This window comes from Natronorubrum halophilum, from assembly GCF_003670115.1.
Taxonomy (GTDB): Archaea; Halobacteriota; Halobacteria; order Halobacteriales; family Natrialbaceae; genus Natronorubrum; species Natronorubrum halophilum.
In genome coordinates, this window is record NZ_QQTY01000002.1 from 718,784 (window position 1) to 731,740 (window position 12,957).

Annotated in this window: 13 protein-coding genes; 7 read left to right on the forward strand and 6 right to left on the reverse strand. The window is 65.8% G+C overall.

All coding sequences use genetic code 11. The features are described from left to right. Nucleotides 1-28: 28 nt before the first annotated feature. From DWB23_RS09575 to queC, 6 genes are all read left to right on the forward strand, one after another. The gene (locus DWB23_RS09575) at nt 29-1,528 is read left to right on the forward strand and encodes a DHH family phosphoesterase (RefSeq protein WP_121742583.1); all 1,500 of its coding nucleotides are present in this window, start codon (nt 29-31) and stop codon (nt 1,526-1,528) included. A gap of 63 nt (nt 1,529-1,591) precedes the next feature. Continuing rightward, nucleotides 1,592-2,398: a CBS domain-containing protein gene (locus DWB23_RS09580; protein WP_121742584.1), complete on the forward strand. Its 807-nt coding sequence runs from the start codon at nt 1,592-1,594 to the stop codon at nt 2,396-2,398. Nucleotides 2,399-2,524: 126 nt separating this feature from the next. After that, a complete protein-coding gene (locus DWB23_RS09585) occupies nt 2,525-3,289 on the forward strand; it encodes an NAD(P)-binding oxidoreductase (protein WP_121742585.1) in 765 nt (254 codons plus the stop codon). Nucleotides 3,290-3,528: 239 nt separating this feature from the next. After that, nucleotides 3,529-4,005 (forward strand): 6-pyruvoyl trahydropterin synthase family protein, encoded by a 477-nt coding sequence (locus tag DWB23_RS09590; protein ID WP_121742586.1) that lies wholly within the window; start codon nt 3,529-3,531, stop codon nt 4,003-4,005. A gap of 1 nt (nt 4,006) precedes the next feature. After that, on the forward strand, nt 4,007-4,789 hold the full coding sequence (locus tag DWB23_RS09595; RefSeq protein WP_121742587.1) for a 7-carboxy-7-deazaguanine synthase QueE: 783 nt from the start codon (nt 4,007-4,009) through the stop codon (nt 4,787-4,789). Nucleotides 4,790-4,796: 7 nt separating this feature from the next. After that, entirely contained in the window at nt 4,797-5,525 is a 729-nt protein-coding gene (gene queC, locus DWB23_RS09600) for a 7-cyano-7-deazaguanine synthase QueC (RefSeq protein WP_121742588.1), read from the forward strand. Nucleotides 5,526-5,555: 30 nt separating this feature from the next. On the opposite strand, the gene DWB23_RS09605 is transcribed toward queC, so the two are convergent. After that, nucleotides 5,556-7,196 carry an outer membrane protein assembly factor BamB family protein gene (locus tag DWB23_RS09605; RefSeq protein WP_121742589.1) on the reverse strand — a complete coding sequence of 547 codons (1,641 nt, stop codon included), beginning with the start codon at nt 7,194-7,196 and terminating at the stop codon, nt 5,556-5,558. A gap of 150 nt (nt 7,197-7,346) precedes the next feature. Next, the gene (locus DWB23_RS09610; RefSeq protein ID WP_121742590.1) at nt 7,347-8,585 is read right to left on the reverse strand and encodes an iron-containing alcohol dehydrogenase family protein; all 1,239 of its coding nucleotides are present in this window, start codon (nt 8,583-8,585) and stop codon (nt 7,347-7,349) included. Nucleotides 8,586-8,826: 241 nt separating this feature from the next. Here DWB23_RS09610 and DWB23_RS09615 point away from each other — a divergent pair, with 241 nt between their 5' ends. After that, the gene (locus DWB23_RS09615) at nt 8,827-9,537 is read left to right on the forward strand and encodes a COG1470 family protein (protein WP_121742591.1); all 711 of its coding nucleotides are present in this window, start codon (nt 8,827-8,829) and stop codon (nt 9,535-9,537) included. Nucleotides 9,538-9,588: 51 nt separating this feature from the next. On the opposite strand, the gene DWB23_RS09620 is transcribed toward DWB23_RS09615, so the two are convergent. The 4 genes from DWB23_RS09620 to DWB23_RS09635 all read right to left on the reverse strand — a co-directional run bounded on the left by DWB23_RS09620 (nt 9,589) and on the right by DWB23_RS09635 (nt 12,951). Beyond that, the gene (locus DWB23_RS09620; RefSeq protein WP_121742592.1) at nt 9,589-10,593 is read right to left on the reverse strand and encodes a ring-cleaving dioxygenase; all 1,005 of its coding nucleotides are present in this window, start codon (nt 10,591-10,593) and stop codon (nt 9,589-9,591) included. 201 nt (nt 10,594-10,794) lie between these two features. Beyond that, a complete protein-coding gene (locus DWB23_RS09625) occupies nt 10,795-11,436 on the reverse strand; it encodes a 30S ribosomal protein S3ae (protein ID WP_121742593.1) in 642 nt (213 codons plus the stop codon). Then, nucleotides 11,429-11,728, reverse strand: coding sequence for a KEOPS complex subunit Pcc1 (locus DWB23_RS09630; protein ID WP_121742594.1), 300 nt, complete (start codon nt 11,726-11,728; stop codon nt 11,429-11,431). Before DWB23_RS09630 ends, DWB23_RS09625 begins: the two co-directional genes overlap by 8 nt. Next, nucleotides 11,725-12,951: an exonuclease gene (locus DWB23_RS09635; protein WP_121742595.1), complete on the reverse strand. Its 1,227-nt coding sequence runs from the start codon at nt 12,949-12,951 to the stop codon at nt 11,725-11,727. The genes DWB23_RS09630 and DWB23_RS09635 overlap by 4 nt, the downstream gene beginning before the upstream one ends. Nucleotides 12,952-12,957: the final 6 nt, after the last annotated feature.

Sequence of the window (12,957 nt, forward strand, 5' to 3'; positions counted from 1 at the left end):
TCCCCGTCGGGGCTGCAAACCGCGATATATGCTTTTTCGGCTCGTGCTCGGCTGTGGAACCGTCGGCCGCCAGGTCGCCGAGCAGTGCCCCGAGCGCGACGGTGACGACCGCGAGCGACTCCTCGTCGTGACCGACGACGAGACCGTCGTCGAGGCGCTTCGGGACGAGAGCATTCCCGCCCGTTGTGCCGACCCGACCGATCCGTCGGTGATCGCGAACACCGACACGCCGGACGTGATTTTCGTCGGCAGCGATCGAACCGACGTCAACCGAACCGCACTCGGACACGCCCGGGAACGCTTCCCGCGGGCGTCGATCGTCGCCTATCTGGGCGGGAACGCGACGCCAGCGGACCGGGCGACCTTCGACGAACTCGCGGATCACGTCGTCGACGCGGAAACGGCGATGGTCGAGCACGTACTCGACGGCGTGGCCCGACCGTCGGCCGACGCCGCCATCGGGCTCCGGAAACAGCTGGCAACGATCGACGACCGACTGGCCGTCGTCATGCACGACAATCCCGATCCCGACGCGATCGCCAGCGCCGTTGCGCTGGTTGACATCGCCGAGGAAGTGGGCGTCGGCGCCGACGCGTGTTACTTCGGGGACATCTCTCACCAGGAGAACCGCGCGATGGTCAACCTGCTCGAGCTCGATCTCAGAAACCTGTCGCCGACCGATTCGCTCGAGGAGTACGACGCGTTCGCGCTGGTCGATCACTCCCGTCCGGGCGTCAACGATCAGCTACCCGAGGAGCTTCACGTCGATATCGTCATCGACCACCACCCGCCCCGCGGACCGGTCCCCGGCGACTTCGTGGATTTGCGCGAACACGCCGGCGCGACGAGTACCGTCATGACCGACTACCTCGATCGATTCGGCCTCGAGCCCAGACGGGCGACGGCGACGGCGTTACTGTACGGTATCCGGATCGATACGAACGACTTCACTCGAGAGGTTTCGCCGTCGGATTTCGACGCCGCATCGATCCTCTGGCCCCACGTCGATACGTCCGTCATGAGCCTGATCGAGCAGCCGACGGTCGAAGGCGAGACGTTAGAGACGATCGCTCGAGCCATCAAGAACCGTATCCAGCGCGGTTCGGTCGCCGTCGCGAGCGTGGGTCGGGTTAGCAATCGCGACGCCTTACCGCAGGCGGCCGATCAGTTGCTGTCGATGGAGGGTGTCGAGACGACTCTGGTCTTTGGCTTCCGGGAGCAGATGGTGTTTCTCTCGGCACGATCGCGAGCGGGTGACGTCGACCTCGGCGAGACGCTCAGGGACGCGTTCGATCGGATCGGCAGCGCCGGCGGTCACGCCGATATGGCCGGCGCGCAACTCGAGATCGGTATTTTAGGGAGCGCCGACCACGAGGACGAGGTCGAGTCGATCGTCAGCGTGGTCGAGGAAGTGATCACGAACCGGTTTTTCGAAGCGATCGACACCCGACCGGGGGCACCGGTCGGAGCGTACACCCAGACCAGCGAGTGGCTGTTTTCGCTCGATCAGGACGGCGGGTCCGCGTAAGTACCAGGTTCGGCCCGTAAACGGGAAGACAGTCTTTTCCACGCGGAGGCCCTCGTCTCCACCATGGAGGTCGCGTCGGACAGGAACAAACCGCAGGTCAAAGACTACATGACACGCGACGTCGTGACGGTCGCCCCCGACGAAACCGTCGGCGGCGTCGCGACGCGGATCGCCGAGAGCGACGAACACAGCGGGTTTCCCGTCTGCGAGCGTCGCCGCGTCGAGGGCTTCATCAGCGCCCGCGATCTGTTGTTGGCCGACGAGGACGACCTCATCTTCAAGGTGATGGCGACGGATCTGCTCGTCGCCCATCCGGACATGAAGGTGACCGACGCGGCCCGCGTCATCCTCCGATCCGGCATCCAGAAACTACCCGTGGTCGACGACGCCGGCAACCTGGTGGGGATCATCTCCAACGCCGACGTCATCCGCAGTCAGATCGAGCGCGCGACGCCCGAGAAGGTCGGAAAGCTGATGCGGACGCTCGAGCAGATTCACGGGATCGAACTCGAACAGGAACGACGGACGGTCTCGCTCGCGGCGCTGACACCGACGCAGGGCCGGGTCTACGCCGACGAACTCGAGGGGCGGCGGTACGAACTCGAGCACGGACTGGCGGAGCCGCTGGTCGTCATCGACAACAACGGAACGCTCTTGCTCGCGGACGGGCACCACCGCGTGCTCGCATCTGACCGACTCGGGATCGACGAGATGGACGCCTACGTCATCGTGATCGACCAGCAGATCGAACTCGGGATGGCCGAAACCGCGCGAAAAGAAGAACTCGAGCGGATCGACGATATCGACGTCGTCGACTACGCCCGGCACCCGCTCGTCCAGACGACGAAGCGACTCCAGTCGGACGACTAACCGGAAGACGACCGCGTTCGTTCCGGATCCGTAGCACCGTCGTGTCCGCGTTGTGACCGCGAGCGGGACTGTCGCGTCCGTTGATTACTGGTGAAGATTATCCGTATCCGGACAGTATCTCGGTCGATGACCGACACTGGATCCCGACCAGCGACAGCCGAACGCATACTCATCGCCGGAGCGAGCGGTGATACCGGGCACGAACTGCTGTCCGTCCTGCGACCGACCGATCTGACCGTTCGCGCGACGACGCGCTCCTATGCGAACGTCGATACGTTAGAGCGACTCGGAGCCGACGAAGTGATCGTCGCCGACTTCTTCGAGTCTGCCGACGCCGTCGCTGCGGTCGAGGACTGCGATATCGTCTACTGTGCGCTCGGTACGCCGCCGAGCCTGCGGCACACGATCGGCGGCAAACTGGTCGACCGAACCGGGGTTATCAATCTCGTGACGGCCGCGATGGGCGCAACTGCGTCGTATTTCGTCCTCGAGAGCGCGATCGGCGTCGGAAGTTCGAAGGCCGGGCTGTCGCTGCCCGCGCGACTCTTGATCCGCGGCTCGCTGCGTGCCAAACGGGACGCCGAGACGGCCCTCCGCCGCTCGGGACTGGCGTACACGATCATCCGACCCGGGAAACTCACCACCGGCCCGCCGACCAACGACCCCGTCGTCGGCGAGGGAGGGAACTCCGTGTCGGGATCGATCCCGCGAGCCGACGTCGCACAGCTGATGGCCGCTGCACCGTTCACCGACGAGGCAGCCGGCCGGACGCTCGAGGTCGTCAGTCGGAGCGGCCTGGCCGAGACGTCACGGAACACGGTCGACATCGACTGGGAACTCGACCGGCTCAACGGCCCCGAAACGACCGAGCGGGATCACACGCACCGCTGAGCGGCGCGACGCTGCATCGCCGAAATCGTTACTTTTGCGGTCGAAAAATAGTTCGCCTATGGACGAGGAGGATCTCGAGGTGATCCGTCGGGCCACGGACGCGTGGGAGCGGGACCCCTCGAACCGACACTTTCGTGCCAGTGGTACTCCCGCCGCTGTTGCAAGCCTCACTTACGGTCACGCCGCCCTCCGCCGGCCCGGTCGGCCACAGTTAAGTAATACCAGGAGAATACTGGAATATGACCGAACGAGCAGCCGACTCCGATCCTGCGCCTGTGGTCGACGACGATCCGATCGTCGGGACGGAGCGCATCCTCCACGTCGGCCGTGATCGACCGATCAGGATCAGCGCTGGTCACCGGATTCTCCACCACGACGGGAAGTGTGCGCGACCGCACGGTCACAACTACGAGGTCGCCGTCACCGTCACCGGCGAACTGACTGCCGAAGGGTGGGTTGCCGACAAGGGCGAGATCACCGACGTGATCGACGACTGGGATCACATGTTCCTGCTCGAGGAGGGCGATCCCCTCGTCGACGCCTTCGAGGCCGCGGGCGACGACGACGGCGTCGTCGTCCTCGAGCACCCGCCGACGGCGGAAGTGATGAGCGTCCTTCTGGAGCGCAAACTCGAGGCCGCGCTGCCCGCAAACGTCACCGACGTTGCGGTCCAGGTCAACGAGACGAGCGAACTCTGTGGCGGGAGTCGGTTCTGAGATGCCAGTCTCGAACTCGGTCGATCGGGACGGCGGCACGGACGAGGTCGCGGGCGACGGCCTCCCGATCAACGAACTGTTCTACTCGCTCCAGGGGGAGGGAACGCTCGCCGGCGTTCCCTCGGTGTTCGTCCGCACGAGCGGTTGTAACCTCCGTTGTTGGTTCTGTGACTCCTATCACACGTCCTGGGAACCCACCCACGCCTGGATGGATCTCGAGGCGATTCTGGCGGAGATCGAGTCGTACGAAGCGGCGGACCACGTCGTTCTCACCGGCGGCGAACCGATGCTGCACGAGGCGTGCGTCGACCTGCTCGAGGCCCTCGACGAGCGAGGTTATCACACGACCGTCGAGACCAACGGGACGATCTATCGGGACGCGCCGATCGATCTCGCCTCGGTGAGTCCGAAACTCGAGAGCAGTACGCCGACGCCGGAGCGCGCGCCGGACGACGCCGACGCGGGCCAGTGGGAAGACCGCCACGAGAACGATCGGATCGATCTCGAGGCACTCGCTCGCCTCGTCGAGACCTACGAGTTCCAACTGAAGTTCGTCGTCACCGACGGCGACGATCTGCCGGAGGTCCTCGAGTTGCTCGCGAGCCTTCGCGAGGCGGCCGCCGTCCCGATCCGGGACGACGACGTTCTCCTGATGCCCGAGGGAGCGACCCGGGAGCGACTCGAGGAGACTCGCGACCGCGTCGCACGACTGGCGATGGACCACGGCTTTCGGTACACGCCGCGACTTCACGTCGACCTCTGGAACGACGCCCCCGAAACGTGATTCGACCATGACCGAGACGACACACTCCACGACCGACGAACCGACCGACAAACGCGCCGTCGTCCTCCTCTCCGGCGGGATGGACAGCGCCACCGCCGCCGTCGAGGCCCGCGAGCGCGGCTACGAGATCTACGCCTTACACACCTCCTACGGCCAGCGAACCGAGGACCGCGAACTCGAATGCGCCCGCCGACTCGCCGACGAACTCGACGCGGCGGAGTTCCTGCGGATCGAGACGGGCCACCTCGCCGAAATCGGGGCCTCGAGTCTCACCGACGACGAGATGACCGTCGACGACGCGGACATGGAGAGCGACGAGATCCCCACGTCGTACGTCCCGTTCCGGAACGCGAACCTGCTCTCGATGGCCGTCTCCTACGCCGAGGCCAACGACTGCGAGGGGGTGTTCATCGGCGCACACAGCGAGGACTTTTCGGGGTATCCCGACTGTCGACCCGAGTTCTTCGACGCCTTCGAACGGGTGGTCGACGTCGGGACGAAACCGGACACGGAGATCACCATCGAAGCGCCCTTCGTCGAGTACTCGAAGACCGACATCGCCGAGCACGGAGTCGACCTTGAGGTCCCGTACGAACACACGTGGAGCTGTTACCGCGAGAACGAACCCGCCTGTGGAACCTGCGACTCGTGTGCGTTCCGCCTGCAAGCGTTCCAGAACATCGGCGTTCGCGATCCGATCGAGTACGCCGAACGGCCGTCGTACATCGACGCGTAGCACTTCCAGCAGCGATCGCTCGATCGAACGTTACTCTTTCCGTTCTCCGTCTCCCTCGTCGGCAACGGCTCGCCGGCGGAGCCACTCGAGGGAGAGTGCGCCGCCGGCGACGCCGACGCCCGTGGTGAATCCGGGCGTGCCGTCGGTACCGTCGTCGGATTCGGTCGCTCCGCTTTCGGGTGCGGTCTCGCTCTCGTTTTCGGCTGCGGTCGTCTCGTCTCCGGAGGAGTTTCTCTCCCCCTCTTGGGCTGCGGGCGTCTCGTTTCCGGACGAGTTGTCCGTCCCGTCTTGGACTGTGGTAGTCTCGTTTTCGGAGGGGTTTACGCCTCCGTCTTCGGTCGTATCGTTTTCGACGGGGCTCTCCGCTTCGTCTTCGGTTGTGGTGGACTCGTCTTCGGGGGCGTCCTCGTTTCCGCCTCCAGCCGCGCTGCGAATCGCGTGCAGGGCATCGCCGCTCGCGTAGACGGTTTCGTCGATGACCGCCACCTGATTCGGACGCGCATCGATGTTGATTTTCCACCGTTGGTCCCCGTTCGCGTGGTTGAACGCGACGACGCCGGTCTCCGTCGCCGTCTCTTCGAAACCGACGTAGACGGATTTGTCGTCAACGGCCACCGTACCGAGTGAAAGCGCACGTACCGATCGAAGCCAGATACCGTCTCCCGTTTTTCGGTCGTAGCCGGTGATAACCCTGTGCTCGTCGTCGTCACGGGTATCGTCTTTACGAACGGTGTAGATGCGGTCGTCGGTGAGAGCATCGACCGAGTGGCCGGGAACGGTCGCCCGTTCGGTGCCAGTGTCCGTCTCGAAAATCGTCACGGTGTCGGCTTTGACGACGGCGACGAACCCGTCTGCGGCGACCGCCGGCCCGGAGAACGTACTGGCTGCCCAGTTCTCCCGAATCGTGTCCGTCCACCGTTCGTCCCCGGTTTCGACGTCCCGTGCGAACAGCCGATTGTTGCTCAGGACGAAGACCGTCCCATCCGCGACGGCAACCGGGTTTCTCTGGAGTGGATCGTCGTGTTCCCGATCGTCGTCGAACGTCGCCGGTTCCGGCTCGAAGCTCCATTGTTTCTCACCGGTATGCGCGTCGAGGCAGTACAGGACCCTATCAGCGACGAGAAAGACTCGCTCGTCCGCGACGATGGGTGCCAGATTCGTCTCGTAGCCGAGGTCTCCGAGCTGCCAGCGGATTTCCCCGGTCGCAGCGTCGAGGGCGGTCAGGTCCGGATCCCCCCGCTCGCCGCTGACGTACACGGTATCGTACGCCACCGCCGGTGACCCCGCCGCCGCCATCGGTTCCGCGTGCTCCTCCCTCGTGACTCCGTTTTTCCACTCGAGGGAGCCGTCGGTTGCGTCGACCGCGTGTACCTGACCGTCGGCCGTGAGATAGATCGTCCCGTCGACGACGGCGAACGGACCGCCGTGGTCGTACTCCCAGGCGGTCGTCACCGGCGGTTCCGGTCCCGTTGCCCGCGAAACGTAGCCGGTGTTCCCCGCGTTCCCGCGAGTGGATACCCACCCGTTCGAATCGCTGGATACCGCCGTCCCGTCGTCGCCTTCTTCGGCGGCGGTTTCGTTGGCAGTTACTACGCCCCACGCGGGGGCGGTCCCGGCGGCTATCGCGAGTCCGGTACCCTTCAACACGTCCCGTCTCTCGTACTCGGTCATGGTCCTACTCGAAGACAGGCATCGAGGGGGGTTACTTATCGATCCGATAGGACTGTTTCACCGAGGAACACGGTTCGAAAAAATCGATTATCCAGTTCGATAGTCGACGACGGCGGTTCGACGACGCGCGTTCCTAGGGGTGTCCGGAGGTTACCACGCTCGCTCGAGGATTCCCTCGAGATCCTCGAGCGAGGGATCGAGTCTCGGCGGCGCGTTCGGCATGAAGTGATCTGCCAGCACCCACTCGGCGACGACGGGGAACTCGTCGGGCTCGGGTCCGTCGACGTCGCGCAGTCGCGACGGGAGGCCGAGTCCGTCTCGGATCTCGGTGACCGCCTCGATGACCGCAGCGCCGTGATCCGCGGCGTTGCCGACGCCGAGTGCGTTCGCGAGCGTCCCCGCTCGAGCGTCCACGCCGTCCTGTTCGAAGAGGTACTCGAGGACGTGCGGAACGATGACGGCGTGGGCGGTTCCCTGTTGTACGTCGTACGTCCGCGTGAGTCCGTGCCCGAAGGCGTGGACGATCGAGAGCATCGTCTCGCCGGGTCGAGAGATGCCGTACTGAACCAGCACGATCCCCTCGAGGACCGTTTCGAACGTCTCGGTATCGCGCTCGCCGTCGCCGAACGCGCGGAGGCCGTCTTCGAGTTTCTCGAGGCCGTGTCCGGCCGTGGCGTCGGTCACCGGTGTCGACGTGGCGGCGTAGATCGCCTCGAGTCCCTTGTCGAAGCCGTTCATGGCCGACCCGGCGAGGATCGAGTCGGGGGTGGTCGCGACCAGTTCCGGATCGTAAACCGCAGCGGCGGGCATGAGGCCCGGATCGGAGATCCCGCCGCTGACGTCCGCTTCTACCAGCCCCGAATCGGGTGTCGCGGTGATCCCCGCACCCATGGAGAGATCGGCACCGGCGAGGGTCGTCGGAATCGCCACGATCGGGATCAGTCCCGAATCGGGAACGGTGATCGTGCCCGTCTCGGCGAACGCTGCACCGATATCCGCTGGCTCCCGGTCGCTCGCTGCGAGCACGCTGATCGCCTTCGCGACGTCGAGGCTGCTGCCGCCGCCGAGGCTGACGAGCGCGTCGGCCCCCGCGTCCTCGAGGCGGGCGAGCCCGTCGAACGCGGTTTCCAGACGCTTCTTCGGCGTCGTTTCGTCGAACACGCCACCGAGCCGATCGCCGAGCCCCGCCGTGACCGGATCGATCACCTCGGGCGTGCTCCCGACCGTCGACCCGCAGACGACGAGTCCTCGCTCGAGACCCTGCGCCTCGAGTTCGGTCTCGAGGTCGTCGACGCAGCCGGATCCGAACCTGATCGTCGACGGCTCGTACTCGAATCGAAAGGACGGATCTCGGTTTCGGCGACGGTTGCTCGACCGTGGTGGAGTCATGCTCGTCCGTACGGAGCGAGGGGTGTTAAAAGCGAGAACATCGGCGATCGACGGTTGATTCGTTCGAGCGATACGCTGTCGGGAGACCCGGTTACGGGAGCCGCCGTCACCGTCCGGCGATGCCACCGCACTGCCGACTCGTCGACGGTATCGCGAGCAGTGAGAAACCAGGAGCGGTGACCGTGAACGGATATGATAGAACTCCTATAGATTGATAGTTATTGACTACCAAGGGCCAACTATGGACCGTCGAAGGTTCATCACCCACGTAGGAGCGGGACTTGGGGCCGCTGGCTACGGGGGCACGACGGTTAGCGCACAGGGCGACGATCCGGCGCTGTTCGAAGTGACGTTCGTCGGGACGAACTCGCCCGTCGGTGGGGGCGAACTGCTCGAGGTGGACGCGACCATCGAGAACGTCGGCGGCGAGACGGGGAGGACGGATATCGAACTCGTCGTCGGGTACAGTCCGGAAGTCGAGGACAGCGAGATGTTGACGCTCGGACCGGGCGACAGTCAGACGATCACTCTCGTATTCCGGGCGGGACAGCCCTCGGGCGGTCGTGAGGAGTTCCCCGTCCGGGTCGACACCGGCGCGCACACGGTCACTGAAATGGTCGTCGTCACGGACGAGCAAAACGGAACGGCGGATCCGGCGCTGTTCGAGGCGACGAACTTACAGACGAACTCGCCCGTCGGCGGCGGTGAACTGCTCGAGGTAGACGCGATCATCGAGAACGTCGGCGGCGAGACGGGGAGGACGGATATCGAACTCGTCGTCGGCTACAGTCCGGAGGTCGAGGACAGCGAGATGCTGACGCTCGGACCGGGCGACAGTCGGGCGATTACCCTCACGTTCCGGGCAGGACAACCCTCGGGTGGTCGCGAATCGTTCCCCGTCCGGGTCGACACCGGCGCGCACACGGTCAGCGAGATGGTCACCGTCACGTGAGTGCGCTCACAACCGAACGCATCGACTCGAGAAAACCGATTTTTCGCCCGATCAGTCCTCGACGGTCGGTCCGTCGAACGGCGGTAACTGCGCCTCGATCCGCTCGCGCTCGTCCTCGAGCCACTCGGGCAGCGCTAGGCTCGATCCCAGTTCCTCGCGGTCTTCGTCGGCGGTAAAGCCCGGTTCCGTCGTCGCCATCTCGAAGAGGACGCCGCCCGGTTCGCGCGTATAGACCGACTGGAAGTACGTGCGATCGATGACTTCCGAGGGGGACAGTCCGTGCTCGCCGTACGCCTCGCGCCAGCGCCGCTGTTCCTCGAGGTTTCGAGCCGTGAACGCGACGTGATGGACCGTCCCGACGCCCATTCGCCCGCGACCCGCGTCAGTTTCGACCAGATCGACGATCGAACCCGGCCCGCCCGCCGCGCTCCGGTACCGGTGCCGGCCGTCGGCTTCGGTCTCGAGGTCGTAGCCGAGGACGTCGGTCAGGACGGTCGCCGTCGGTTCAATTTCGGCGACGGCCAGCGTCACGTTGTAAAAGCCCTGTAGCTGGTGGTCCCGCGGGACCGGACTGTCGTCCCACGGCGTGGCGACCGGACCGTCGCTCGCCGCGGTATCCTCCGCTGCGTCGTCCGGGTTTCCGTGTGCCCGCTCGTCGTCGGCCGCGACGAGTTCGAGACCGATTCCGTCGGGATCCGCGAATCGAAGGATCGTTTCGCCGAAGCGCTCGTCTTCCTCGACGTCGACGCCATTCGATTCGAGGCGATCGAGCCAGTAGTCGACCGACCCCTCGGGGATTCGATAGGCGGTGGTCCGCGTCTGACCGGCGCCGAACTGCCCCTCGCGACCCTGCTCGGTCCACGGGAAGAACGTGATGTTCGTGCCGGGAGTTCCCCGCTCGTCGCCGAAGTAGAAGTGGTAGGTTCCCGTATCGTCGTGGTTGACGGTTTTCTTGACGAACCGCAACCCGAGCGTCCCGACGTAGAAGTCGGCGTTGCGCTGTGGATCGCCCGCGATCGCCGTCACGTGGTGGAGCCCTGGCGTGTTCGGTGACATACCGGTACTACGGGCTCGCGACTTAGGACGTTTTGCTCACGGTGATGTCACCCGGGGACGTTCGGGTTACCGTCGCCCGAGGCGCTTCGGTGCGAGAAAAATCGGATGGCTACAGTCGGCCGTCGGGATCGAATCTCGCCGCTCACGGACCGTTTCGTCCCCCGTGCTAACCCGAGGCCACCACGGCGTTCGAGCCTCGCGTTAGTCGTCCGTCGCGACGTCTTCTTCGTCGACGTCGACCGCGGTCGCTTCCTCTTCGGCGACTTCCTCGGGGTGGGCCTCGAGCGTCGTCTTCTGGATCTCGACGCGGCGAAGCGGGTAGATCGTCTTGGCTTCGCCGTAGATGCCGGAGGAGAGTCGGCCTTCGACGACGCTGTCGATGAGCTCCTCGAAGTCGCGTTCGGCGGCGGCCTCCTCGATCATCTGGACCATCTGTTCGCGGATGGCCTTCTCCTGACTCGCGTCGGCCTTCTTGGTCGTGAACGCGACGGGCTGGATCTGAACGCGGTAGTCGTCCGTCGTGAGGACGGTGACGTAGGCCTCGATCTTCGAGGCACCGCGTCGGACCAGCGAACGCAGGTAGTCGCGGGTCAGCGAGTGTTCGACGAACTCCGTGTACGCCGAGTCGCTGCCGACGTCGTCGATCTTGAAGGTCAGCTTGGTGTTGTTCTCGCTCGCGTTGTTGGTCAGGTCGCCGAGCGTCGTTTCGATCGTTCGGCCGTAGACTTTCTCCGGTTCGTCAGCGGGGGTTTCGCCGAGCTCCTTCCGGTCGAACTGCTCCGGTGCAAGCACGGTGTACCACCGCTTCTCCTGTTTTGCGCGTGAAACTGATCGTTCACTCATTGTGTGTTGTGTGTTCTGGATTGTGGTCGGACACAGGTCCCGTGTCCGTCGGTTGATCGTGCTGTCCGGCTCGTGCCTGCGCGGCGACGTCGACCGCGACCTCGAGGTTGACGACGTAGTCGTCGACCGTCGAGTGGAGCCCGCCGGTCGAGTCGCGGTCGATCCGCGTGACGACCGCATCGCCGTCGTCGGCAACGACGGTCTCCATCTCGTCGGTGTTGTCCGGGCGCAGCGCCCGTGCGACGAGCGCCGGATCGTCGTGCTCCGTCCGGATCGTCGCTCGTCGACTCACAGTAGGTCCCTCACTGTCGCGATGATCGTCGATTCGTCCCTCCCCGTGTCGTACCGAAGGTAGCCGCGGCGGCGACCGCTGTCGTACGCGATGGTTCCCTCGTGGCTCGGTTCCGAGTCCGCGTTCGAGTCCGCGTCGGCGGCGGTCTCGAGTTCCCGCGCAACGGCCTCGACGGTCGCGCCGAGAGCGTCGTCGTTGCGGGTCGCGATCGCGGACTCACCGGTACCGATGGCGAGGACGACCGGTTCCGGCGATCGAAACGCGACGGCGAGACGGGCGACCGCCTCGACCGGTCCGTCGTCGACGCCGACGACGAACAGCCCGTCGTACCGCCCGGTCGAGCCGGCCTCGAGTGCCAGCTGCGCGCGACGGCCGTACTCGCGCCACGCTTCGAGCGCGGGTTCGTGGGCGTCGTGGCCCATCGCGAGCGCGGCGCCCGTCCCGGCTTCGGCCCGGGCGGTCGCCTCGAGGACGTCGGCGTAGCCGCCGACCGTCGCGAACGCGTGCTCCGGCGTCGCGTACGGGCGAAGCGCCCGCTGAACCGTCTCCGCCGCGCCCGCGTCCGCTCCGTCGGCACCGACGACGTCGAGCGCGACGGCGGAACCGATCGCTCGATGGTCGTCCGCGTCGAAGGATTCGGGCTCGTCGAGGTCGACGGCGACACCGGCGAGAGCGTCGCGGGCGGCGTCGATATCGCCCGACCACGACGCACAGAGGCGCGTCGAGTGGGCGACGCCGTCGACCGGGTCCGCGGTCGGAACCGCGACACCCGGACGGCGCTCGACGAGACCGCGTTCGCGTGCGGTCTCGAGAACCCACTCGCTCTCGCCGGCACCCGGTTCGACGTCGGCGGCAACGAGGCCGGCGAGTGCGAGTACGGGATCCGGTGTCGTACCGAGTTCGCGAGCGAACTCGAGCGCGGCGAGCGTGGCCGGCCGATCGTCCGCGTCGAGTCGGGTCACGTCCGCATCGACGGCGCCGACGCCGATCGTTACGTCGTCCGCTGCCGGTTCTCGAGCCCGAACGCGTGCGGTTCGATCCGCGACGGTCCGATCGACGCTCACCTGAAACGGCGTCCCGCGTTCGGCCAGCGCCCTCGCGAGGAGGCCGCTCGCGGCGAGTGCGTCACCGTCGGCTCGGGCGACGATATGGACGAAGCCGGCGCTCTCGAGTCTCCTCGAGGCGGCGGACGGCGACTCGGCGGAACGACCCTCGGTTGCCATTGTGTA